This window comes from Pseudomonas lini (assembly GCF_001042905.1).
Lineage (GTDB): Bacteria > Pseudomonadota > Gammaproteobacteria > Pseudomonadales > Pseudomonadaceae > Aquipseudomonas > Aquipseudomonas lini.
On the sequence record NZ_JYLB01000004.1, the window covers coordinates 553300 to 576006 of the forward strand.

Genomic DNA, 22707 nt, shown 5'->3' on the forward strand with positions numbered 1-22707 from the left:
TCATGAGACTTCATACGTTTAAACGAGCACAGGCCCAGCAAGGCGTGGCGCTGGTGGAGTTCACCCTGGTGCTGCCGGTGTTGCTCCTGCTGTTGCTGAGCCTCGGCGAGTTTGGCCGCATGCTTTACCAGTACAACGTACTGCTGCAAGCGAGCCGCGATGCCGACCGTTTTGTCGCCGGTCAAGCCTGGAACTCGACGCTTGGCACCGTCTCTTTGAGTAATGCGCTGCTGACCCAGACGAAAAACGTCGCGGTGTACGGCGTGCCTGCCAACACCGGCACCGCTGTGGTGTCAGGGTTGACGACCGCGAACGTAACAGTCGCCGCAGTGGGCATCGACCATGTACGGGTCACCATTACCTATAACTTCTGCCCGGTGATTGGCAGTGGCAATTGCGGCGGATCGATTCCAGGATTTTTTGGCAGTCAGATTGCGCTGAGCATTCCACTGGTCGCCACGACCGTCATGAGGGCACTGTAATGAACAAAAAAAATATGCAGGGCCTCTATGTCGTGGAGTTCGCCTTCGTTGGCCTGTTGATGTTCATCCTGCTGTTCGGCGTGGTGGAAATGGGCCGGGTGTACTTTACGGTCAATGCGCTGGATGAAGCCGCGCGACGTGGTGCGCGTCTGGCAGCGGTATGCAATATCAGCGATCCGGTGATCCTGCGGCGAGCGATCTTCAATGCCGCGGGCGACGCCGGTACAAGCCAGCTGATCACTGACCTGACCACCAGCAACCTGGTATTGACCTATCTGGACGAAAACGGTGCTGTGGTGGCCAACCCCTCCGACACGAGTGGGGTCAATGGATTCCGTGCCATCCGCTACGTCCAGCTGAGCCTGCAAAACTTCGTTTTCAACCTGTTTATTCCCGGGTTCGGCGTGCCCATTACCTTGCCCACATTCAGGGCAACGTTGCCACGCGAAAGCCTAGGACGTCATTCCGATTCCGGGGAGATCACACCATGCTGAATACCAAGGAAACTCCAGTCTCCAGCTCGACTGGCAAAGCCGGGCTCCGGTTGCTGATCAGCAGCCGTGACGCCACCTCTTTGCGCGATCTGCAGAGCGTCTGCCAGCGTATGCCGAGCCTTGAAGTGAGCACTCGCCTGGTGAGTAACGGGCATGTCGACCCGCTTTACGGTCTGGACCGGATGCCCGATCTGTTGCTGTTGCGCGTCAGCCACCTGTGGCGCGAAGAGCTGGCGGCGCTGTTGCTGCATCCGGCCCATGAGCGTCCGCCAATGTTGGTCTGCGGTCTGCTGAGCGAACAGGAAGGTATGCGTATGGCGATGCAGGCCGGCGCTCGTGACGTTTTGCCCGAACCCATCGCTGAGACAGAACTGGTCGCCGCGTTGAATCGTCTGGTCACGGAGGTCCGGACCGGCAGTGGGGCAGAAGGGAAGCTGATCGCCGTGATGAGCGCCAAGGGCGGCTCCGGCGGAACCCTGGTGGCCTGCAACCTGGCTCAGCAGCTCAGTGCCAGGGGCGGCAGTACCCTGTTGCTGGACATGGACCTGCAATTTGGCAGCGTGACGCATTACCTGGATGTGGCGCAGTCGCACAGCCATCTCGAGGTGTTGCATCAAATCGATGGCATGGACAGCGTCGCGCTACGCGGTTTTTGCAGTCACTTCAGCCCCACCCTGCATGTGCTGGGTGGTCGGGCCGGTGAGCTGTGCCTGCCGCAAGATGCCCAACCCGAGCAACTTGACACCCTGTTGCAATTGGCCCGCGCCAGCTACGACTGGGTGGTGATCGACCTGCCGCGGCAAATCGACCACCTCACCGGCTCCGTTCTGGAACAGGTGGATCGGGTGTACGTGGTGGTGCAGCAGAGCGTCAGCCATCTGCGCGATGCCAGCGCCCTGGTGCGGATTCTTCGCGATGACCTGGGCGTGCGCGGGGATCAATTGCAAATAGTGGTCAACCGCTATGACAAGGCGGGAGCGATCAGCCTCAAAGACATTGGCGAGGCACTACGCTGCACCAATCTGTCGAAATTACCCAACGACTTCAACCTGGTCAGCCAGAGTCAGAACACTGGCGTGCCGTTGGGGCTGCATGCGCCGAGGGCAGCGATCACTGCCGCACTGCGCGACATGACCGAGGACCTGGTCGGTCAACAGGTGGCCGGGAACAAAGGCTTACTCAAACGCGCCTTCAACCGTTTTTTCGGGGGATGACCCATGATCAGCGACTTTCGTAACCGCTTGCGCAAACAGTCCGGTAAACCCGCCGCTCAGACTGGCGACGAACTGGATCCGGCAGAGGAAATAATGGCGTGGGAGCGTGTAACACCGGACGTTCTTTACGAAACCAGAAGCCAGGTCACCCCGGTGGAGGCCGAGTGGAGGGAAAAGATCTACCAGCAGTTGCTCAAGGTCATGGACCTGTCCTTGCTGGACTCCCTTGAACAGGCCGAGGCCACGCGGCAGATTCGCGATATCTGCCAGCGCCTGCTCGAAGAGCATTCGGCGCCGGTGAGTACCACCAGCCGTCAGTTGATCATCAAGCAGATCACCGACGAGGTGCTCGGCCTGGGTCCCCTGGAACCGTTGCTGGCCGATCACAGCGTGTCGGATATTCTGGTCAACGGCCATGCCTCGGTCTATGTCGAGCGCTTCGGCAAACTGCAACGGACCGATGTACGCTTTCGCGATGATCAGCATCTGCTGAACATCATCGACCGCATTGTGTCCAGCCTGGGTCGGCGTATCGACGAGTCTTCGCCGCTGGTGGATGCCCGGCTCAAGGACGGTTCGCGGGTCAACGCAATTATCCCGCCGCTGGCCATCGACGGTCCGAGCATGTCGATTCGCCGCTTTGCGGTGGACCTGCTCAATACCGACAGCCTGATCTCCGTGGGGACGTTAACCCCGGCCATTGCCCTGCTGCTCAAGGCGATTGTCCGTGGACGCTTGAACGTGTTGATTTCCGGCGGTACCGGCAGCGGTAAAACCACCATGCTCAACGTGCTGTCCAGTTTCATTCCACAGAACGAGCGGATCGTCACCATCGAAGATTCGGCTGAACTGCAACTGCAGCAACCCCACGTGGTGCGCCTGGAAACCCGGCCTTCGAATATCGAGGGGCGAGGTGAGGTGAGTCAGCGGGAATTGGTGCGCAACAGCCTGCGGATGCGCCCGGACCGCATTGTCATCGGTGAAGTGCGCGGCGCTGAAGCGCTGGACATGCTGACAGCGATGAACACCGGCCACGACGGCTCCTTGACCACCATCCACGCCAACACCGCGCGCGACGCGTTGGGGCGAATCGAGAACATGGTCTCGATGACCGGGGCAACCTTCCCGATCAAGGCCATGCGGCAGCAGATCGCTTCGGCCATTGATGTGGTGATCCAGCTGGAACGTCAGGAGGACGGCAAGCGCCGGCTGGTCAGCGTGCAAGAGATCAACGGCATGGAAGGCGAGGTCATCACCATGACCGAAATCTTCTCCTTTGCGCGTCAAGGCATGGGCGAAAACGGCGAAGTGCTCGGCGATTATCGCCCCAGCGGCATGATCCCGGCCTTCCGCGATGTACTGGCCAAGCGCGGCATCGAGTTGCCGCTTAACATGTTCAGGCCTGAATGGATGGAGGCACGGCAGTCATGAACAATATTCCCAGTGAATTCATTCTGATGTTCCTCGGCATGGTGTTTATTGCCGTGTTCCTCTTATCCCAGGGCGTGGTGGTGCCGGTATTCGGTGAAGCCGGCAAGATGCGCAAGCGCATCCGCGGCCGTTTGCATGTACTGGAGAAAGCCAACAATCTGCCCAACATGCAGACGGTGTTGCGGCAGAAATACCTGACGCGTTTGTCGCCACTGGAGGCCATGCTCGAGCAGTTGCCTTTTATGTCGAACCTGACACAGATGATCGAACAGGCGGGACATGAATATCGTGCTTATCGGGTGATATTGCTCGGGCTGTTCCTGGGGGCCTGTGCGGGTATCTCGATCCTGATGCTCTCGTCGGTCTGGTGGATGGCGCTGCTGGTGGCCTTCGCGGTGTTCTGGATACCTCTGCTGAAAATCTCTCGTGACCGCGGCAAACGTTTCGCTCAGTTTGAGGAAGGCCTGCCGGATGCGCTGGATGCCATGTGCCGGGCCCTGCGCGCCGGGCATCCGTTCAACGAAACCCTGCGCCTGGTCGCCGAAGAGCACAAGGGACCGGTCGCCCATGAATTCGGCCTGACCTTCGCCGATATCAACTATGGCAACGATGTGCGCCGGGCCATGCTTGGCCTGCTGGAAAGGATGCCGAGCATGACGGTAATGATGCTGGTGACCTCGATCCTTATCCACCGTGAGACCGGCGGCAATTTGACCGAAGTGCTGGAACGTCTGAGCCGACTGATCCGAGGGCGCTTCCGCTTTCAGCGCAAGATCAAAACCCTGTCGGCGGAAGGGCGCATGTCGGCCTGGGTGCTGGTGGCGATCCCCTTCGTGCTGGCCGTTGCGATTGTGTTCACAAGCCCCAGCTACATGCCTGTGCTGTTCAATGATCCCATTGGCCACAAGCTGATCATCGGGGCTTTCTGCGCCATGTTGATCGGGATTTTCTGGATAAAAAAAATCATCCGGATTCAGGTTTAAGCGGTATTCGCTACCGGGAGGTATAGGTCATGGACTTTTTACTCGGGTTGTTCAGTCGGATTACGGGGAACGAAGAGCTGGCGCGCCTATTGTTTATCGGCGTGGTCGGTATTAGTGCGGTGCTTGCGGCTAGCGCCGTGATTTTGCTGATGTTGGGTCTTCAGGACCCTGTGCAGCGTCGCTTGGCGCTGATCAAGCGTGGTCATTCAGGCAGCTCGGCCGGGCAGGAAGCTCCGGGTAATCTGCAGCTGTTGCTGGAGCGGGTCGGTCAGCGTTTTGCCTCGACCGAATCGGCTAAAACCTCTGTCACCCAGACCCTGTTGACACACGCGGGGTACCGTTCCTCTTCGGCGGTGCAGATGTACTGGGCGGTGCGCTTGATGTTACCGCTGTTGTTGGTCGGCCTTACATTGCTGCTATTGCCCATGATCCCCGGGGTTTCACTGAACATTGGCCTGGTGTTGGTGCTCATGGCGGCCGGTATAGGATGGTTGCTGCCGGCACTGTATGTCGGCAAGCGCAAAGAGGCACGACAAGGGCGGCTGCGTGCCGCGTTTCCAGATGCGCTGGATCTGATGGTGGTCTGCGTGGAGTCGGGCCTGGCCCTGCCCACGACCATCGAGCGGGTGGCTGAAGAGATGTCGGTCAGTCAGGTTGAACTGGCTGAAGAACTGGCCTTGGTCAATGCGCAAATCCGCGCGGGCATTTCCAGTACCGAGGCGCTTAAGCAACTGGCTGTGCGCACCGGCCTGGAGGACGTACAAGGATTGGTCAGCCTGTTGGCGCAGAGCATCCGCTTTGGTACCAGTGTGGCCGATACCCTGCGCATCTATGCCGATGAGTTCAGAGATCGGCGTACGCAGGCCGCCGAAGAAATGGGGGCGAAAATCGGCACCAAGCTGATATTCCCACTGATTTTCTGCCTGTGGCCGAGCTTCTTCCTGGTCGCCATCGGCCCAGCCATGATTGGCGTGTTCAGAGCCTTCGGAAATATGTGAGAGCAACGGGTGGAGGCTATCGAGTCAGATGGCCTCGCCACCCGAACCTGATCTGCACTTTCCTGCCATAGGTTTACACATCCCCTGTAGGAGCTGCCGAAGGCTGTGATCTTTTGATTTTTCTGGCAGGCAATTCGTTGCCCAAGCCTCTGAATCAAAAGATCGCAGCCTTCGGCAGCTCCTACAGGGATTTGCGTATATCTGTTAATAACGACCTGGCGCTGATTGTCGCGATATGCTCGGTGACCGGCAGGTCGTGGCAGAAGCAATAGTTACCAGCCCCCCTTCAAGGAGCACCGCGGGTCAAGCGTAGGAGCTGGCGAAGCCTGCGATCTTTTGATTTTGATGGCCGAGGGATTGCTTAAGAGCAAAAGATTCTTCCGAACGTGGCCCGAGCCTTCGTCAGCTCCTACGGGGGAATCCGGGCAGGATTGGAAAATGTGGATATCAATACTTTTCTGCATACGTCATTAAGCCCGGCTTGCAGCCAGGCTTACTCTGGACGATGCCAGAGGCTGATCACCCATTGACGTATTTCAGTTGCTGCCGCTGGCGGCGTCGCCGCCTACATCCTGGTCAAAAAACTCCGGAATCGGGTAGAGGAAGCTGTTCAGCCAACGCTGCATGGCCAGGTCACGTTCGGTGGCCGAAGCGGTTTGCAGTTTGGGCGAAGCAACGATGCCGCGAATCTGTAGCTGCATCCACTGCTCGGTGCCTTTTTGCTCCTTCGAAGAGGGGCCCGGTTCAATAGCCCAGGCACTGGTGGACAGGCAAGCCATGCACACGATCAACAGCCTCTTGGTATTCATCTCGACTCCTCGTACGTTTTACTTGGTCGCACTGGATGAGGCAGCGGCTACCTCAGTTCTGCGATTCCCCTCGGATGCCACTGCTTTTTTAGCAGAAGCCTTGAGTTTTTCCGCGCGGGTTTGAGCCTCTGCGACTTGCTGAGGGCTTAAGCTGGCGCGGGTCACGAGTTCGGAAGCTGCCTTCCAGTTATCCTGATAGATCAGCAGCGTCACCATATTGAGTGCCGCCAGCGTATTGGACTGCTTGAGCTCCATGGAGGTCATGAACTCAAAGCGTGCTTCAGGGATCCGTCGCTGATTGAGGTAGACCACCCCCAGGTCATTGCGCATCCTGTCGTCGGTGGGGGCCATCTTCACCGCACGCTCAAGGTGAGTGGTAGCGTTGGCGTAATCATTTTTGGCCGCGGCCAACTGGCCCAAGCCATGTTCCCCGTCAGCGGCCATACAGGTGCCGAGCAAGCTTTGATACAACGGCCCCGCCTCGTTACGCCCCATCAAGCGCAGCACCCGGGCCTTGCGCAGGCGAACCTGAACCAGGTTGTCGGGCAAACCTTCAAGATTCGCCAGGCTGGCATACAAACGGCCGTCGTTGGCCATGTTGTCGGCCAGACTCAGGGCCAACTCTTGATCCGAATCGGGCTTGGCACAGACAGGAGGTCGCGACACACCATTAGTGGCACAACCTGCGAGCATTAATGTCGCCGTTATTGCAATGACTGCTTTCATCGAATGCCCTTTGGCTACAACACGTTGAACGCCTGGCCAATGGCAAGAAAGCTGGCCCGGCAAGCGCTCAAGGTCACCGTTACGAATGAGGGCGAGGCAAGTCTGATTCAGGCTCATTGCGAGAGCCCGGAGCGACTGTCGAAATCGCCATTTTCGAGGAAGAACATACGGTAGAAGTTCGGGTCGTAATTGCGCAGCTGTTCGCCAGGCAACGACGGTAGTTGTGCGTTGGCAGCCAGTGGCTGGACCAGGTGTGGGGTGACGATCATCAGCAGTTCACGCTCTTCACGGTTGACGCTGTTGTCGCGGAAGAACGCCCCCAGAATCGGGATATCGCCCAGCCCCGGAAACTTGTTCACCTGGGAACTGTTGCGGGTGCTGATCAGGCCGCTGATGACGAAGCTTTCGCCGTCGGCCAGGGAGATGCTGGTGTCGGTACGTCGAATGGTCAGCGCCGGAACGATGGTGCCGGCGATGCTCACGGCGTTGGTGAAGTCCAGTTCACTGACTTCCGGTGCCACCTTCAGCGCGATACGGTTTTTCCCGATGATGGTCGGCGTCAGGGTCAGGCGGATACCGAATTCCTTGTACTCGATGGACACGTTATCGCTGCCGGAGCTGGGCACCGGAATCGGTACTTCACCACCGGCCAGGAAGCTCGCACTCTGCCCGCTGAGCGCTACCAGGCTTGGCCGTGCCAGGGTGTAGGCGAAACCGCTGCCTTCCAGTGCGTTGATCGACACTAGAGTATCGCTGGACGCAAAAGCGAAGTTGAACATGCCGTTGTTCACCGGCACCGACGGCGTGACAATGCCGCCGACGGTGGGCAAGGTTCTCGGTGAGCCGAACAGGAAGTTGCCTTGGCGGCCAAAAATCGAGGCATTGGCTTCCTTGAGTTTGGTCCGGCTGACTTCAACGAAGCGGATGTCGGTTTGCACCTGGATCGGCAACAGCGGGTCTTCGGAAGGCACTGTCGAGACGCTGGTGAGCGCCGCGGTGGCCTTGCCCTTGACGAACACCATGCTTTGGCGCGGCGTTGTCGAACAGGCGGTCCAGACCATCAGGCTGGTGGTCCCCGGTGCCATACCGGTGAGCAAGAAGGCATTGGGGTTGTTGCCGCTGGGTTGCACGTCGGCGATTTTCGGATCGCCGACTGCCAGCTGTGTCACCGGGACGGGGACGCGCAGTTCATTCTGGAGCCCCTGACCGACCTCAAACGTTGTCGGCATATTATCCAGTTGAGAACAATTGGCCGGCGCGGCCTGAGCCGCATTCACGCTGAGGCCCGTCCAGAACAGGCCATGGATAATTCGCTTGAAAGCGGGCACGGTACGATAGCTCATTAAGTGCATCCTCGCTGAATAGGCCATCTTTGAGGCGAACTGGGTTGCCTCGGATCACTACAAGGGGCCTTGTTCGGCCCTCTACCCCGCCAGACCCCTGACTAATGGCCCCGGCAATATTCCGTGGTGCTACATGCAAGCAGGTGCAATACGCTGGTCTGACTGAACAGCGAGCGACCTTCGCAATAACGGTTTTTAGTGATCCAGATACCTGAGCTGTCGACCCGAGCGATAGGCACAGGCTCGACAGCAACAGCAGCTAAAGACGGCACTTTGCGCCGACCTGACTCCCCTAAAAAGCAACCGGCAATCAAAGCAAAGAGCCGGAAAATGCTTGCCAGGACCATAGTGAGGTAACTCCTTTTGCCATTCCGCTATCTGATCGCTGAACCTAACGTGCAATTTCAAACCGTTATGTCTTCTTCTTGTTTGAAAGGTAGTTCAACCAAGGCAAAGCGCCACGCCTTGAACGAAAACTTTCGATACATGTGCCGGTTTTTTTTCTGAAAGCCACGGTCAGGCCACGCAAACATTGGTAATGCGCCGGATGCTGATGAAATAAGGGGTGCTTTACGGTTCCGCGAGTTTTTCTAGGGGTTTTGCGCTGCATATTTCACAAAAACGCCACTCATTGAGTGGCGTTTTCAGGCGTGCCGGTTTGTACTTTTCGAATGCAGACCAATCATAACAATGGCATCTGGCGGGATATGACAAGGAAGCTGAATACGACTGATTGTGTAGTTCTACACCTGCGAAGTGCAGGTTGGAGTATTGGACGTAACGTACTGGATCACCTCTTCAAGCGTGTCTATGTCAGGAACATTGTTCACTAATGCTTGCGAACTGCACCATGGGTAATCCAGATGCGATACCCACTTCATGATGCAGTGCAGATCAGTCGCCGGCAGGGTTTTCATGTGCTCAATGGTGATAGTGAGCCTCTCGACAAGCCCCGACTCGGGGCTGAACTGCCACTCATACAGACCGCAACCGACTCGGGCTTCACCGGAGCTCTTGTCGGACATGCCGACCAGCCATTTGCACTGGAATGCTCTGGCCTGCGGTTCAGGTGGGAGTCCCAGGCAAAAGGTATAGACGTTTTCGAAGGTCTGGCCGAATCGCCTGACCAGCACATCGCCGATGGGGCCAAGGCCTTCAACGTGGGGTGGAAACGAGATAGATCCGGTGTGCACGACCATGTCCAGGATCGCGTCTGGCGCAAAAGCCTGGGGTAACAAATGTGGGCGGTTACCGTCCTTGGCTTTTATGTACTGTTGAATCGATAGTTGAGCAGTGTTCATTGTTTGTCCGTGGCATCCCTATCAGGTTGAGAGCAGTCCAATCCAAGGCTCACATTACTATTCCACGCGAGCCCGCACTCATTTACAAAGCGCTATTCAAAACATCCGTTACCAGCATGCAGCCGGGGGCGTGGGTGATGCACAGCGGCGGACGTGAAGTTTGCACCACCGATTGTGGGGTCACACCGCAGGCCCAGAATACCGGGATTTCATCGGCTTCGACCGGCACGGCATCGCCGTAGTCCGGGCTGCTGAGTGAATCGATGCCGATCAGCGCCGGATCACCGATGTGCACAGGCGCGCCGTGGACGTTGGGCATGCGTGCGGTGATCTGGATCGCCTGGATCGCCGCGGCGGCCTGCATCGGGCGCATGCTCACCACCAGCTTGCCGCTCAGGCGCGCGGTAGGGCGGGTGTCTATGTTCGTCCGGTACATGGCGACATTGCGCCCCAGATCGATGTGCCTGAGGGCGATGCCGGCATCCAGCAGCGGTTGTTCGAAGGAGAACGAGCAACCAATGGCGAAGGCCACCAGATCGTCCTGCCACACATGCTCGATATCCGACGGTTCTTCGCTCAGTTCGCCATGGCGATAGACCCTGTATCGGGACACCTCGTGGCGGATATCAATGGCTGTGCCGAGATTGCGAAAATACGGATCACCCGGTTCGGTAACGTCGAGCACTGGGCAAGCCTGTCGATTGAGCGTGCAATACCGGAGAAACTCGTTAGCCCAATCATTGGGCAGAATCACGATATTGGCTTGCACCCGACCTTGGGCCAAGCCGCTGGTGTGGCCCTGATATTGTCCGGCAGCGATGTATTGGCGCAGGGCCAGTGGAGCGCTGTGCCTCAGTTGTTCGAAAGACAGGGTGGGTTGGCTCATCACGGCATCTCTTCAGGTTCGATGACCCTTTTTAGAAAACCATGACGATGGCGTCCAACCAGGAATGTTGTTACCCCGGGACAACTAAAAGTTATTCAAGAGTCCGTCGGTTGTTGAGACCGGGTGCCGGAACCATTCGAAGCGGGCCGACATCCGCAGCGTATTGGGAGACTACTTGGCGGCTCATATCGACGATGCTTTCGATCAATTCCAGGCCAACGCCGGCGCGCCATGAAGCCACGACATCCAACTGCGGCAAGCGGGTGCCTGGTTCCAGTTGAATCAGCTCGCCGCTGGCCAAGGGCTTGGCCACCAGCGCGGCCGGCAAGGCGCCAATGCCGAAACCGTCACGAATCAGCCGGGTCATGGCCGACACCGAGTTGACGCAACTGACCCGTGGCGTACTGATGCCATGGGCGTGCAGCAGGTTGAGTACGTCCTGATGCGGCCGGGAGTTTTTAACGAAGGTGATGATGCGCTCACTGGCCATTTCGGCCAAAGAGGCATAGGGGCGGGCGTAGATTGAGTTACTGGCGGCGATCCAGTGCATGGGGTAGTGCGCCAGTTCGAGGTTGCGCACACTTTCGTGGCGGATCAGGTCCGTCTGGAACACGATGTCCAGATAGCCCTTTTGCAGCTGATCGCACAGATTGCGTGCGGCGTCGGCCGTGATTTCGATTTCCACGGCGGGGAAGGTCTGCATCAAGGTTGACATCAACGGGCTGAGCCAGGTGTGGATCACCGTATCCATCACGCCGATGCGCACCAGGCCCTGTTGCGGGTTGGTGTTATCCAGCGAGTGTTTCAACGCTCGCTGAACCTCGAGCATCTGCTCGGCGTAGTCGAGCACCTTGAGGCCTTCGAGCGTCAGCGACACGCCGCGTGAATCGCGCACGAACAAACGCAGGCCCAACTCTTCTTCCAGCGAGGCAATCCGGCTGGAGATAGCCGCCTGAGTGCTGAACATTTTCTCGGCGGTAAGGCTGAAGCTTTGCAGGCGTGCGACCCAGACGAAGGTTTCGAGAAATTTGAGGTTCATGGCGGTTCTCGTGATGGGGCGTTCACTGTTTTTCCACAGAGAACCGTGGTGGGGGTGCAGTAATTGTTACTCCAGAGTTCGTCGCAGGGGGTATCAAATTTTCTTATGCATAACCTCGTTTTTTTCCCGTTTGACGCAGTTTGACCTTGGTGCGAAGAATCCGCTCCACGACGCAGCCACTGCGTCTGCCCCCCACGACAACGCCTTCACAAAAAAATAATGAGGCGTGTCCGTCATCTTCGCTTGCTGCCGCAGGAACTCCCATGGAAAAGACCATGACTGACCACGTGCTTTCAGGTTCGGGCCGCACCGGCCCGTTCAGTTGGTACGGCCCCCTGTCGAAAAATGAAAAGCGTACCTTCTGGAGTTGCAAGATCGGCTATGCCTTGGATGGCATGGACACACAGATGCTGAGTTTCGTCATTCCTACCCTGATTGCCACTTGGGGCATCTCCAAGGGCGATGCCGGGATGATCGGTACTTGTACGCTGTTGGCCTCGGCGGCCGGTGGCTGGATCGCCGGGATTTTGTCCGACCGTATCGGCCGAGTGCTCACCCTGCAACTGACGGTGTTGTGGTTCGCCTTCTTCACCTTCCTCTGCGGACTGGCACAGAACTACGAGCAACTGCTGGTGGCCCGGACTTTGATGGGCTTTGGTTTCGGCGGTGAATGGACCGCGGGTGCGGTGCTGATTGGCGAGGTGATTCGCTCCCAGGATCGCGGCAAGGCAGTGGGCATGGTGCAGGCCGGATGGGCGCTGGGGTGGGGGCTTACGGCATTGCTCTATGCCGGATTATTCAGCTTTCTGCCGCCGGAAGAGGCTTGGCGGGCGTTGTTCATGATCGGGTTGGTGCCAGCGCTATTCGTATTGGTAATCCGCCGACTGGTCAAGGAGTCGGACACCTTCGAGCAGGCCTGCATTGAGCGCAAGGCCAAGCCTGAAAAGGATTCGCGTTGGGCCTTCTTTGAAATCTTCGCACCTCGGATGCTCAGTACCACCTTGCGCGCTTCGTTGCTGACCACTGGCGCGCTGGGCGGTTATTACGCGATCACCACATGGTTGCCGACTTACCTGAAAACCGAGCGAGGCCTGAGCGTACTCGGCACTGGCGGCTATCTGGCGATGGTGATCGTCGGCTCCTACATTGGCTATGTGACCAGTGCATTGCTGACCGATGCCATCGGCCGAAAGAAGAACTTCATCCTGTTTGCCGTCGGCTCCATGGCGATCGTTCTGGCCTACACCCAACTGCCCATCGACAACACCTGGATGCTCTGGCTGGGCTTTCCGTTGGGTTTCTTCGCTTCGGGCATTTTTGCCGGCATGGGCGCTTTTCTGACCGAGTTGTTTCCGACCCGCATGCGCGGTTCGGGCCAGGGCTTTTGCTATAACGCCGGGCGCTCCATTGCGGCGCTGTTTCCGTTGTTCATCGGTGCGCTGAGCGAAACGTTGCCGATTGGTACGGGGATCGGAATCTTCGCTGCTGGTGCCTATGGCGTGGTGATTCTGGCCGCGTTAAGCCTGCCGGAAACCCGCGGTCGCCAACTCGAATCCTGAACCCCGAAACGTCTGGGCAATTGTGCCCAGACGTCGCTGATCCATTGCTAATCGACAAACATCGGCCGCGATCGCAACGCCCCCGAGAGGGCTCGCTCGCGTCCGAAACAGGAGCACGGCATGCACTATTCGTTTTCCACCCAACGGTTGTACCTCCCGGTCGGCACATTGCTCGGTTTGAGCTTGTTTGGCGCACCGGCCGCTCAGGCGGATTTCATTACCGACAGTAAAGGCAGCCTGGAAGCACGCAACTTTTACTTCAATCGCGATTTCCGCCAGGACGGCTCGCGAGACAAAGCCGAGGAATGGGCACAGGGTTTTCTGTTGCGGATGGAGTCCGGGTATACCGCTGGCACGCTGGGGTTTGGTCTGGATGCGCTGGGCATGGCCGGTTTTAAACTGGACTCCGGCGGCGGCACGGCGGGCACTAATCTGTTGCCGCCGGATTCGTCGGGCGGCTCGCAGGATCGCTATGGCGAGTTGGGCCTGACCGCCAAAGTACGTTTGTCCAAGAGCACCCTGAAGCTAGGGACGTTGCAGATCAAGGATCCGGTGGTGAACTCCAACGACACTCGCCTGTTGCCGTCAACGTTCAAGGGCGGCCTGGTCAATGTGCAGGAAATCGACCGTTTGAAGCTCACGGCGGGTCAACTCACGCAGATCAACTTTGTTGATTCCACGGATTACCAGGACATGACCGCCAATCGCATCGGCGGGCAGAGTGACAAGTTCCAGTTCGCCGGGGCTGACTATCAATTCCAGCCGAACCTGACAGCGCAGTACCGCTACGGCAAGCTGGAAAATATCTACCAGCAAAACTACCTCGGATTGGTGCACCTGCTGGATCTGGGGGCCGGTCAGTCGCTCAAGAGCGACGTGCGCTATGCGCGCAGCATCGAGGATGGCAACTTTCGTGACCTCGATAACCAGGCTTTCGGTGCGATGTTTACCTACAGCCTCGGCGGTCACGCGCTGGGCTTCGGCTACCAGCGCATGAGCGGCGACGATCCGTTTCCGTACATCGGACGCAGCGATCCGTACCTGGTCAACTTCGTGCAGATCAATGACTTCGCCAACGTTGACGAACACTCCTGGCAAACGCGCTATGACTATAACTTCGCGGCATTGGGTGTGCCGGGGTTGAGCTTTATGACCCGCTACATCTCGGGTGATAACGTGCAGCGCAGTGGTGCGGGTGAAGGCAAGGAGTGGGAGCGCGACACCGATATCGCTTACGTGGTGCAAGACGGCACGTTGAAAGGCCTGGGCTTTAAATGGCGCAATGCATCGGTGCGTTCGAACTTTGGCAATGATCTGGATGAGAATCGCTTGATCGTCAGCTATACCCTGGCGCTTTGGTGAATCTCTCGGTTATCGAACAAGAAATGATATCGACGGCCCGCCAGTCGGACTGGCGGGCCGTTTGTTTTACATCGACAGAATCAAGCGGCCAGCGAACAGAATCAGGATCACTCCCATGGTTCGTTCGAACCAGTGCCCCATGCGCATGAACAGCAGTCGCACCCGGGCGCTGGAAAAAAACAGCGCCACGATCACGAACCACAAGGCATTCACGAAACACATCCACAGCCCGTACAGCGCCTGAATCTGCAGTGGTGTCGTGGCACTGATGATCGTGGTGAAGATCGCCAGGAAAAACAGGGTGGCCTTGGGATTGGTGGCATTGGTCAGAAAACCTGTGGTGAACGCCTTCAGCAATGTTTGCTCGACCACCGGTTCGTCTGCACCTTTGTCGCCTTCCAGCACAGTTTTGGGTTTGCTGCGTATCAGGCTCACCCCGAGGTACAAAATATAGGCACCCCCCACGACCTTGGCCACCGTCAACAACCAGGGCGTGGTGTGCATCAGCGCACCGACGCCGAGCAAGGTGTAAAGCACATGCACGGAAATGCCCGCGCCGATGCCCAGCGCCGTGCAGATGCCCACTAAGCGGCCGAAGCGCACGCTTTGGCGGATGGTTACGGCGAAGTCCGGTCCGGGGGCGACCACGGCCAGAAAGTGGATGGTTGCCAGCGCCAGAAACTCGCCCAGGTAATTCGAAAACATCTCAGCTCCAGAAAGTCAGGGGTGAAGCATTGCCGCGATAGCCGACAAAGAAGGAAAGGCTCAATCGCGGGTCGTCCACACCTGGGGTCACCGAATGCATGCAGCGCGAATTGAACATGATGAAATCACCCGGCTCAGGACGAATCTCCAGGGTCGGAGGGCCGAGCAAGGCCGGGTCGATGCCGTAACTGTCGCCACGCATTTCGTCGAACTGGTCCGGAGAAATGTCGTGGTCCCACATCTGCAATGCGCCGCCCTCGGTCGGCATGTTCAGGTAGACGTTGCAGGCGAACTGCGCTTCCAGGCTTTTGGCCTGGAAGCTGTCCGGGGCATCCTTGGCGAAAATGTCGTGATGGGCGAGGAAGCACACCCCGGGTTTCACTACCCGGGATAGCCCCACATACATCTTGCGGCCATAGAGATTTTCCAGATGTGCCCCCGCCGGCCAAGACTCGTCGAGCATGCAGCGCAACGTATCGACAGGAGAGGAGTAGGGCGCACAACGGCTGCGCAATTCGGCGATATTGCTGGTGGCGCGCTCGAAGTAATCCTCGATCAGCAGCGGCTGGTTTTCCGCTTCATAAAACGCCATGCCAATGCGACCGATGCTCGGCGCGTTGATGTAGCCTTCGAAGCCGGGGGCGAGGATTTTGTCGCCGATCTGGATCGCCAGCGGCCGAGGCAACAAGCCTTTGACGCGGATGGCGAGGACTTCTTCGTTGGCCAGTTTTTGTATGCACGTCTCATCGAGACGCTCGACGTCAAGCATCATGTTTTTAGGTCCATCTATCGATAGTCAACAGAGCCCGCGAATGCAGGCTCCCCCGGCGTCAGGCGATGACGGGGCCGACATCGCCCAAATGTTCAGTCCACGCTGTAGTGGACTGACAGCGTTCCCTTTTTCTGTGAAAGGGAAGCGATCGTGACCGTGCCCAAATCCTTCAGGCTCCGTACATGGGTGCCGCCGCAACCGTAGGCGGGCAGTTCACCGAAGCCGATTTCCCGGGCGCCTTCGCGCAACGACGTCAGGCGCGGCAGGTCATGGGCGATCCATTGCGTGATGCCGTGCTGAATCGTCTGCGCATCGACCTCCTGTGCGCTATCACCCGGTTTGAATTGGACACGTCCTTCATCCGGCCAGTGATGAGCTTTGGTCGGCATCCAGCCCATCGCCTGGACGAAGTGACCGATCAGGTGCCCCGCCGAATGCATGCGAGTGTTGAACCGGCGGCGTTGCTCGTCGACCCGAATCTGGGTCATGCCGAGTTTTACCGGGTGGTCGACGAAATGGATGATCCGGTCCGGATCCTGAACCACGCGCAGCACCTGGCTCTCGCCGATCCAGCCGGTATCCCAGGGTTGCCCGCCGCCCTGAGGGTGAAACAGTGTGGCGCGCAGCACTACTGCGAATTCGTTCTCATAGGGCGTGCAATCCAAGACCTCCACATTGGCCTTGAGGTCATCACTATGGAAAAAGAGGCGAAGCGTCATATTCCATGCCCTTATTAAAGTTTCTATTTTCATTATATGAATCGTGGAATTGCGTGATAATCCGTTCAATCATCAAAGGACTGTTGCGCTGTGAGCATAAATCTTCCCCTGCCGCTGCTCGGTGAAATGGCGATTTTCGTCAAGGTTGTCGAGACTGGTAGTTTCTCCGAAGCGGCACGCCAATCAGGTTCTTCTCCCTCGGCGGTAAGTCGCAGCATTTCGCGGCTGGAGAAGGCACTCGCCACGCGGCTGCTGCAACGAACCACGCGCAAGTTGCGCCTGAGCGACGGTGGCGAAGAGGTGTTCAAGCGTTGCCAGGAGATGGTCAGCGCGGCGAAGTCGGTGATGGAAATCAGCGGTCAGTTCACCCATGAAGCGGAAGGGCTGGTGCGCGTCAGCGTGCCCAAGGCCGTCGGGCGATTCGTGATTCATCCGCACATGCCGGAATTTCTGCGGCGCTATCCCAAAGTGAACGTGGAGTTGTTGCTCGAGGACCGTCAGGTGGATCTGATCGACGACAACGTCGACCTGGCGATCCGCATTACCGACCGCCCGCCCGCAGGGCTGGTGGGGCGGCAGTTGTTGACCATCGATCATTTGCTCTGCGCAACGCCGCAGTACCTGGCCGAACACGGCACCCCGACTCATCCCCACGACTTGCTCAACCACAGTTGCATCTACCTGGGCGAAACCCCGAGCGATGCGCGCTGGAAATTCAAAAAAGGCAGCAAAGCCGTGACCGTCGGCGTGCGCGGACGTTATGCCGCCAATCACACGGGCGTGCGACTGGGCGCGGTATTGCAACATATTGGAATCGGCAGTCTGCCGTACTTCACCGCCCGTTATGCGCTGGAACAAGGGCTGATCGTGCAGGTACTGCCGGACTGGACTTTTCTGGCGTCCTACCACGGAGGCGCCTGGCTGCTGCATTCACCAACCCGCTATCTACCGCCCAAGTTACGGGTGCTTATCGACTATCTGGTGGAATGCCTGGAGAAGGAGCCCACCTTGAGCAGGCCGGGCAAGCCAAGTGCATTGGGCACGGTCGCGGTGGCGTATGAGTTGCCGGAGAGTGATGGGTTGCTCTGACGGGCCTCTTCGCGGGCAAGCCTCGCTCCTACAGGTTTTGCGCAGACCTTGTAGGAGCGAGGCTTGCCCGCGAAGGCTGACTTCGAACCACCACATCACTCGGCAATGCCACAAAAAAGGCCCGCATGTTCAACCATGCGGGCCTTTTGCATTACTGATTGGGGATCAGTGCTTGCTGTCCTGGTTCGACATCGCCAGCAGCTGTTTTTCCTGATTCCAGTCGAACGGTTCGTCGTTCTGTTCGGCTTCGAAGCGACGTTCTTCAAGGGCCTGGTACAGGTCGATTTCATCATCGGGCATGTAATGCAGGCAGTCGCCGGCGAAATACCACAGCAGGTCGCGTGGGACCAGGTGGGCGATTTGCGGATAGCGAGTGATCACCTGACACAGAATGTCCTGGCCCAGGTATTGGCTTTCGATCGGGTCGACCGGCAGCAATGCACGCAGTTCGTCGAAGCGCTCCAGGAACAAGGCATGGCTTTCTTCGGGAACCTGTTCGGCCTCACCTACGGCGACCAGGATGCTGCGCAGGTGGTCGAGCAAGACGAGATGATCGGCAACGACGTTGGACACGAGATAAGTCCTCAAGAGCAAAACGGGCGCGAGAGTATAAAGCTCCTGCGCCCCTTTTTCACATGGTAAAGAGCCCCATGATAGCGAGAAGACATATGGTCTGCTGGATCAGCGGACCTTGCCTTTGGCCAATACCAGCTCCTTTGGGTCGAAATCATCGACATCGATCACTTTGCGTCGCGCCACTTCTGCCTCGCGCAAGCTCTCGGCTTCAACCGGTTGCAAGACGCCAGCCTCCAGAGCGGCATCGATGGCAGTTTCTCCGACGGTAGGTTTGACCTGGCGACTTTTCAGCGCCGTATTGAGTTTCTTCTGTAGCGGTTTGGCGGCGTTCAACAAATCGCAAGCGTACTGCAGAGCGCCGACCGAATCCTCTGGCGATTGCGGGCGATAGCAGCCCCCCAGTAACTCCTCAAGCGTTGGATCGCCCTTGGGACGACCGATGACGGCTGCGACTTGGGCCGCCAGTCTGTCCGACGGGCCTCTGTGGCGACGACCGAACGGGAACACCATCACCCGCATCAGGCATCCGAGTACCTTGTTCGGGAAGTTGGTCAGCAGTTCGTCCAGCGCACGTTCGGACTGGCCGAGGCTCTCTTCCATGGCCCAGGCGAACAGCGGATGCATATGCTCGGGTGAATCGAGATCGTGATAACGCTTGAGTGCGCCGGAGGCCAGATACAGGTAGCTGAGTACATCACCCAAACGTGCGGATAGCCGTTCGCGGCGTTTCAAATCACCGCCCAGCAGCATCATGCTCAGGTCTGCAAGCAGGGCAAAGGCCGCGGCCTGACGGTTGAGGGCGCGGAAGTAGCCTTGGCTGAGCTTGTCCCCGGGCATGTGTTCGAAATGCCCGAGGCCGAGGTTCAGCACCAGGGTGCTGGCGGCGTTGCATACGGCAAAACCAATGTGGTCGAGCAGCAGTGCATCGAACTCGATCAGTGCCTGTTGTTTGTCTTCGCGGTGGGCGAGGGCCATTTCCTTGAGCACAAACGGATGGCAACGAATAGCGCCCTGGCCGAAGATCATCAAGTTGCGTGTCAGGATATTCGCACCTTCGACCGTGACGGAAATGGGCGCACCTTGCCAGCTACGCGCCAGGTAGTTGTTCGGGCCCATGATGATGGCCCGACCGCCGTGAACATCCATGGCGTGGCTGATGCATTCGCGGCCGCGTTCAGAGAGGTGGTATTTGATAATGGCCGAGGGTACCGACGGCTTTTCGCCGAGATCGACCGCGTTGGCGGTGAGCATCCGTGCGCTGTCCATCAGCCAGGTACTGCCGGCGATCCGCGCCAGTGCTTCCTGAATCCCTTCGAAGGCTGACAGCGGTGCGTTGAATTGTTCGCGAACCTGCGCGTACTGGCCCGTCACCAGACTGGTGAACTTGCCCGCAGCGGTACCGATGGCAGGCAGCGAAATGGAACGCCCGACTGACAGGCAGTTCATCAGCATCATCCAGCCCTCGCCGAGCATCTCCTGACCGCCGATGATGAATTCCAGCGGTACAAACACATCCTTGCCGGAGTTCGGGCCGTTCATGAATGAGGCGCCCAGCGGCAAGTGACGGCGACCGATTTCTACACCGGGGGTCTGGGTTGGAATCAAGGCGAGGCTGATCCCCAGGTCGACTTTGTCGCCCAGCAGATGATCCGGGTCATAAGCCTTGAACGCCAGGCCGATCAAGGTCGCCACCGGGCCGAGGGTGATGTAGCGTTTTTCCCAGTTCAGACGCAATCCGAGGGTTTCTTTGCCTTCCCATTCACCTTTGCAGATCACCCCGGTGTCAGTCATCCCGCCGACGTTGGAGCCCGCCATCGGACCCGTCAGGGCAAAGCAGGGAATATCGTCGCCGCGTGCCAGCCGTGGCAGGTAATGATTGCGTTGTTCGTCGGTGCCGTAATGCAGCAGCAGTTCCGCCGGGCCAAGAGAGTTGGGCACCATGACGGTCGACGCCAGGTCGCCGCTGCGGGTCGCCAGTTTCATCGCTACCTGGGAGTGCGCATAGGCCGAGAAGCCTTTGCCACCGTACTCTTTGGGGATGATCAGGGCAAAAAAGCCATGTTGTTTAATGTGATCCCAAGCCTTGGGCGGCAGATCCATCAACTGGCCGATCTGCCAATCGCTGACCATGGCGCAGAGCTCTTCGGTCGGGCCATCGATGAAGGCTTGTTCCTCTTCGCTCAGCTGCGCTTTTGGATAGGCCAGCAGCTTGCTCCAGTCCGGACGGCCACTGAACAGCTCGCCGTCCCACCAGACCGTGCCAGCTTCAATGGCTTCACGCTCGGTTTGCGACATCGGCGGCAGGTTTTTTTGAAACCAGCCGAATATTGGCGCCGTGAAGAGTTTTCGGCGCAGATCCGGCAGCAACAGGAAAGCGGCCACGGCTGCGAGCATCACCCAGAAAATCAGCATGAGCCAGACGGGGGCATGGCTGAAGATGCCCATCGCCAGCAGATAGACAGCGATGATGCCCAAGGCGGGCAGAGGCGCAGTGCGGCGATGTGCCAGGTAGGCAATCCCGACCACCAGAACCAGTATCCACAACAGCAACATATTCAATTCTCCATGAAGCCAGGGGCAAAACCACTTTCAGAGCTTAGACGGCATCCATAAAAATGGGTGGTCAGCGCATGAGTCTGAGCGTGTAGGAAGCAAGGGCTGAAATTCGTCAGTTATTTCGAGGGGGGACGGTTAAGCGCTTTTGTCGACAGGGCGGCAAACGCTGACATTTGGCCGAAACGTCGTTATCTCTGTGCTGAAGCTGTCGCTAGACTCGTGGCTTCCCCCAGGAGATTGTTCCCATGCACGCATGTCTGAGCCCCGGCCGCTTCATCGACAGTGACCACCCCTCGGTGGTGGAGTTCGCCGAAAAACATCGTGGCGCCGGGCGCGATCCGCTCGAACAGGCGATCAATCTCTATTACGCGGTGCGCGAGGCCGTGCGCTACAACCCTTACACCTTCAGCCGCGATCCAGAAACCTTGCGCGGCAGCTATGCGCTGGCGGCAGGGGAGAGTTATTGCGTGCCCAAAGCCACGTTGCTGGCAGGTGCAGCCCGGCATTGCGGGATCCCGGCGCGTATCGGTCTGGCAGATGTACGCAATCATCTGTCGACGCCACGTCTGCTCGAATTGCTCAAAAGCGATGTGTTCGCCATGCACGGCTACACCGAGTTGTATCTGAACGATCGTTGGGTCAAAGCCACCCCAGCGTTCAATCAACAACTCTGTGAACTGTTCAATGTCGCGCCGCTGGAGTTCGACGGGGTCAACGACAGTGTGTTCCATCCCTTTAACCGTGACGGCGAGCAGTTGATGGAGTATCTGATCGATCACGGCCAGTTCACTGATGTGCCGGAAGCGTTCTTTTTCGAACACCTGGAAAAGTGCTATCCGCATCTGTTCGGCGAGCAGCTGCCGGTGCTGCTGGGTGACATGCAGAGCGATTTGAGTCGCGCCTGATCCGGCGTATGCTGCCTGCGCATTCATCCAAAAGGGGCGGTCATGCTGAAGATCTGGGGTCGGAAAAATTCGTCGAATGTCAGGAAGCCATTGTGGGCGGCCGAAGAACTGGGCCTGGCCTATGAAGCCATCGACGCCGGCGGTGCCTTTGGCGTGGTCGACACACCTGAGTACCGTGCGATGAATCCCAACGGCCGGGTGCCGGTGATCGAAGACGACGGTTTCGTGCTGTGGGAATCCAACACCATCGTCCGTTATCTGATGGCCCGTCATGCCAGCGATACGGCTTGGTATCCGACAGACCTGCAGGCCCGAGCCTCTGCCGAAAAGTGGATGGACTGGACCACCTCAAGTTTTGCCGCCCCGTTCCGCACGGTGTTCTGGGGTGTGTTGCGCACCCCGCAGGACCAGCAGGACTGGCCGGCCATCAAGGCCGCGATCAAGGAGTGCAACGATCTGCTGTCGATGGCCGATCAAGCGCTGGCGGCCAAACCGTACCTGTCCGGCGATGAGATCGGTATGGGCGACATTCCCTTGGGCAGTTTCATTTATGCCTGGTTCGAGATGCCGATCGAGCGTGCGCCGCAGCCTCATTTGCAGGCCTGGTACGAGCGCCTGAAACAGCGTCCGGCGTATCGCAAAGCCGTCATGACCGCGTTGACTTAATACTCACTATCGACACGCTTGACTGTACTTGTGCGGCAGCGACAAGCACCATTGCGCTCATGCGCCGCGGTTGCATTGCTCGCCGCCCGCCC

22 protein-coding genes are annotated in these 22707 nt (G+C 58.3%); 11 read left to right on the top strand and 11 right to left on the bottom strand.

Annotated features, from left to right (window positions below; genetic code table 11):
* Window positions 1-2 precede the first annotated feature (2 nt).
* From TU81_RS14630 to TU81_RS14655, 6 genes are read left to right on the top strand one after another with little or no spacing between them, the layout of a single operon-like run.
* The gene (locus TU81_RS14630; protein WP_048395770.1) at window positions 3-482 is read left to right on the top strand and encodes a TadE/TadG family type IV pilus assembly protein; all 480 of its coding nucleotides are present in this window, start codon (window positions 3-5) and stop codon (window positions 480-482) included.
* Window positions 482-976 (top strand): TadE family protein, encoded by a 495-nt coding sequence (locus TU81_RS14635; RefSeq protein ID WP_048395771.1) that lies wholly within the window; start codon window positions 482-484, stop codon window positions 974-976. Before TU81_RS14630 ends, TU81_RS14635 begins: the two co-directional genes overlap by 1 nt.
* Window positions 970-2190 (top strand): AAA family ATPase, encoded by a 1221-nt coding sequence (locus TU81_RS14640; RefSeq protein WP_048395773.1) that lies wholly within the window; start codon window positions 970-972, stop codon window positions 2188-2190. The genes TU81_RS14635 and TU81_RS14640 overlap by 7 nt, the downstream gene beginning before the upstream one ends.
* 3 nt (window positions 2191-2193) lie before the next feature.
* Window positions 2194-3621: a CpaF family protein gene (locus TU81_RS14645; protein WP_048395775.1), complete on the top strand. Its 1428-nt coding sequence runs from the start codon at window positions 2194-2196 to the stop codon at window positions 3619-3621.
* Window positions 3618-4604, top strand: a complete 987-nt coding sequence (locus TU81_RS14650) for a type II secretion system F family protein (protein WP_048395776.1) — start codon at window positions 3618-3620, stop codon at window positions 4602-4604. Before TU81_RS14645 ends, TU81_RS14650 begins: the two co-directional genes overlap by 4 nt.
* Window positions 4605-4633: 29 nt before the next feature.
* Window positions 4634-5602, top strand: coding sequence for a type II secretion system F family protein (locus TU81_RS14655; protein WP_048395778.1), 969 nt, complete (start codon window positions 4634-4636; stop codon window positions 5600-5602).
* A gap of 536 nt (window positions 5603-6138) precedes the next feature.
* On the opposite strand, the gene TU81_RS14660 is transcribed toward TU81_RS14655, so the two are convergent.
* The 6 genes from TU81_RS14660 to TU81_RS14685 all read right to left on the bottom strand — a co-directional run bounded on the left by TU81_RS14660 (window position 6139) and on the right by TU81_RS14685 (window position 11706).
* Window positions 6139-6411, bottom strand: a complete 273-nt coding sequence (locus tag TU81_RS14660; protein WP_048395780.1) for a DUF3613 domain-containing protein — start codon at window positions 6409-6411, stop codon at window positions 6139-6141.
* A gap of 18 nt (window positions 6412-6429) precedes the next feature.
* Window positions 6430-7137: a tetratricopeptide repeat protein gene (locus TU81_RS14665; protein WP_048395782.1), complete on the bottom strand. Its 708-nt coding sequence runs from the start codon at window positions 7135-7137 to the stop codon at window positions 6430-6432.
* A gap of 113 nt (window positions 7138-7250) precedes the next feature.
* Window positions 7251-8480 (bottom strand): type II and III secretion system protein family protein, encoded by a 1230-nt coding sequence (locus TU81_RS14670; protein WP_038982062.1) that lies wholly within the window; start codon window positions 8478-8480, stop codon window positions 7251-7253.
* A gap of 743 nt (window positions 8481-9223) precedes the next feature.
* Window positions 9224-9781: a hypothetical protein gene (locus tag TU81_RS14675; protein ID WP_048395784.1), complete on the bottom strand. Its 558-nt coding sequence runs from the start codon at window positions 9779-9781 to the stop codon at window positions 9224-9226.
* 82 nt (window positions 9782-9863) lie between these two features.
* The gene (locus TU81_RS14680; RefSeq protein ID WP_048395786.1) at window positions 9864-10667 is read right to left on the bottom strand and encodes a putative hydro-lyase; all 804 of its coding nucleotides are present in this window, start codon (window positions 10665-10667) and stop codon (window positions 9864-9866) included.
* A 91-nt stretch (window positions 10668-10758) separates the two neighbouring features.
* Window positions 10759-11706: a LysR family transcriptional regulator gene (locus TU81_RS14685; RefSeq protein ID WP_048395788.1), complete on the bottom strand. Its 948-nt coding sequence runs from the start codon at window positions 11704-11706 to the stop codon at window positions 10759-10761.
* A gap of 275 nt (window positions 11707-11981) precedes the next feature.
* Here TU81_RS14685 and TU81_RS14690 point away from each other — a divergent pair, with 275 nt between their 5' ends.
* Together TU81_RS14690 and TU81_RS14695 are read left to right on the top strand one after the other, a co-directional pair.
* Window positions 11982-13265, top strand: a complete 1284-nt coding sequence (locus TU81_RS14690; RefSeq protein WP_038983634.1) for an MFS transporter — start codon at window positions 11982-11984, stop codon at window positions 13263-13265.
* 120 nt (window positions 13266-13385) lie between these two features.
* Window positions 13386-14627, top strand: coding sequence for an OprD family porin (locus tag TU81_RS14695; protein WP_048395790.1), 1242 nt, complete (start codon window positions 13386-13388; stop codon window positions 14625-14627).
* A gap of 66 nt (window positions 14628-14693) precedes the next feature.
* Here TU81_RS14695 and TU81_RS14700 read toward each other — a convergent pair whose 3' ends face one another.
* The 3 genes from TU81_RS14700 to TU81_RS14710 form a co-directional block, all read right to left on the bottom strand.
* Complete coding sequence (locus tag TU81_RS14700) at window positions 14694-15332, bottom strand: LysE family translocator (protein WP_038982067.1); 639 nt, start codon at window positions 15330-15332, stop codon at window positions 14694-14696.
* Window position 15333: 1 nt separating this feature from the next.
* The gene (locus TU81_RS14705) at window positions 15334-16104 is read right to left on the bottom strand and encodes a 2OG-Fe(II) oxygenase (RefSeq protein WP_038982068.1); all 771 of its coding nucleotides are present in this window, start codon (window positions 16102-16104) and stop codon (window positions 15334-15336) included.
* Window positions 16105-16196: 92 nt separating this feature from the next.
* On the bottom strand, window positions 16197-16823 hold the full coding sequence (locus TU81_RS14710) for a serine-tRNA(Ala) deacylase AlaX (protein WP_038982069.1): 627 nt from the start codon (window positions 16821-16823) through the stop codon (window positions 16197-16199).
* A gap of 90 nt (window positions 16824-16913) precedes the next feature.
* Between TU81_RS14710 and TU81_RS14715 the strand changes: the two genes are divergently transcribed.
* Window positions 16914-17912, top strand: a complete 999-nt coding sequence (locus TU81_RS14715) for a LysR family transcriptional regulator (protein ID WP_038982070.1) — start codon at window positions 16914-16916, stop codon at window positions 17910-17912.
* Between the two features lie 165 nt (window positions 17913-18077).
* Here TU81_RS14715 and TU81_RS14720 read toward each other — a convergent pair whose 3' ends face one another.
* Together TU81_RS14720 and TU81_RS14725 are read right to left on the bottom strand one after the other, a co-directional pair.
* Entirely contained in the window at window positions 18078-18485 is a 408-nt protein-coding gene (locus TU81_RS14720; RefSeq protein WP_007905217.1) for a PA2817 family protein, read from the bottom strand.
* 108 nt (window positions 18486-18593) lie between these two features.
* Complete coding sequence (locus TU81_RS14725; RefSeq protein WP_048395793.1) at window positions 18594-21041, bottom strand: acyl-CoA dehydrogenase; 2448 nt, start codon at window positions 21039-21041, stop codon at window positions 18594-18596.
* Between the two features lie 248 nt (window positions 21042-21289).
* Between TU81_RS14725 and TU81_RS14730 the strand changes: the two genes are divergently transcribed.
* Both TU81_RS14730 and TU81_RS14735 read left to right on the top strand, forming a co-directional pair.
* Window positions 21290-21949, top strand: a complete 660-nt coding sequence (locus TU81_RS14730; RefSeq protein WP_038982072.1) for a transglutaminase-like domain-containing protein — start codon at window positions 21290-21292, stop codon at window positions 21947-21949.
* Window positions 21950-21991: 42 nt separating this feature from the next.
* Complete coding sequence (locus tag TU81_RS14735; RefSeq protein WP_048395795.1) at window positions 21992-22615, top strand: glutathione S-transferase family protein; 624 nt, start codon at window positions 21992-21994, stop codon at window positions 22613-22615.
* Window positions 22616-22707 lie beyond the last annotated feature (92 nt).

What these genes read in the sequence shown, in the direction of transcription:
- TU81_RS14630 (WP_048395770.1), top strand. Translation starts at nt 3, where the DNA reads ATGAGACTTCATACGTTTAAACGAGCACAGGCCCAGCAAGGCGTGGCG.
- TU81_RS14635 (WP_048395771.1), top strand. Translation starts at nt 482, where the DNA reads ATGAACAAAAAAAATATGCAGGGCCTCTATGTCGTGGAGTTCGCCTTC.
- TU81_RS14640 (WP_048395773.1), top strand. Translation starts at nt 970, where the DNA reads ATGCTGAATACCAAGGAAACTCCAGTCTCCAGCTCGACTGGCAAAGCC.
- TU81_RS14645 (WP_048395775.1), top strand. Translation starts at nt 2,194, where the DNA reads ATGATCAGCGACTTTCGTAACCGCTTGCGCAAACAGTCCGGTAAACCC.
- TU81_RS14650 (WP_048395776.1), top strand. Translation starts at nt 3,618, where the DNA reads ATGAACAATATTCCCAGTGAATTCATTCTGATGTTCCTCGGCATGGTG.
- TU81_RS14655 (WP_048395778.1), top strand. Translation starts at nt 4,634, where the DNA reads ATGGACTTTTTACTCGGGTTGTTCAGTCGGATTACGGGGAACGAAGAG.
- TU81_RS14660 (WP_048395780.1), bottom strand. Translation starts at nt 6,411, where the DNA reads ATGAATACCAAGAGGCTGTTGATCGTGTGCATGGCTTGCCTGTCCACC.
- TU81_RS14665 (WP_048395782.1), bottom strand. Translation starts at nt 7,137, where the DNA reads ATGAAAGCAGTCATTGCAATAACGGCGACATTAATGCTCGCAGGTTGT.
- TU81_RS14670 (WP_038982062.1), bottom strand. Translation starts at nt 8,480, where the DNA reads ATGAGCTATCGTACCGTGCCCGCTTTCAAGCGAATTATCCATGGCCTG.
- TU81_RS14675 (WP_048395784.1), bottom strand. Translation starts at nt 9,781, where the DNA reads ATGAACACTGCTCAACTATCGATTCAACAGTACATAAAAGCCAAGGAC.
- TU81_RS14680 (WP_048395786.1), bottom strand. Translation starts at nt 10,667, where the DNA reads ATGAGCCAACCCACCCTGTCTTTCGAACAACTGAGGCACAGCGCTCCA.
- TU81_RS14685 (WP_048395788.1), bottom strand. Translation starts at nt 11,706, where the DNA reads ATGAACCTCAAATTTCTCGAAACCTTCGTCTGGGTCGCACGCCTGCAA.
- TU81_RS14690 (WP_038983634.1), top strand. Translation starts at nt 11,982, where the DNA reads ATGACTGACCACGTGCTTTCAGGTTCGGGCCGCACCGGCCCGTTCAGT.
- TU81_RS14695 (WP_048395790.1), top strand. Translation starts at nt 13,386, where the DNA reads ATGCACTATTCGTTTTCCACCCAACGGTTGTACCTCCCGGTCGGCACA.
- TU81_RS14700 (WP_038982067.1), bottom strand. Translation starts at nt 15,332, where the DNA reads ATGTTTTCGAATTACCTGGGCGAGTTTCTGGCGCTGGCAACCATCCAC.
- TU81_RS14705 (WP_038982068.1), bottom strand. Translation starts at nt 16,104, where the DNA reads ATGATGCTTGACGTCGAGCGTCTCGATGAGACGTGCATACAAAAACTG.
- TU81_RS14710 (WP_038982069.1), bottom strand. Translation starts at nt 16,823, where the DNA reads ATGACGCTTCGCCTCTTTTTCCATAGTGATGACCTCAAGGCCAATGTG.
- TU81_RS14725 (WP_048395793.1), bottom strand. Translation starts at nt 21,041, where the DNA reads ATGTTGCTGTTGTGGATACTGGTTCTGGTGGTCGGGATTGCCTACCTG.
- TU81_RS14730 (WP_038982072.1), top strand. Translation starts at nt 21,290, where the DNA reads ATGCACGCATGTCTGAGCCCCGGCCGCTTCATCGACAGTGACCACCCC.
- TU81_RS14735 (WP_048395795.1), top strand. Translation starts at nt 21,992, where the DNA reads ATGCTGAAGATCTGGGGTCGGAAAAATTCGTCGAATGTCAGGAAGCCA.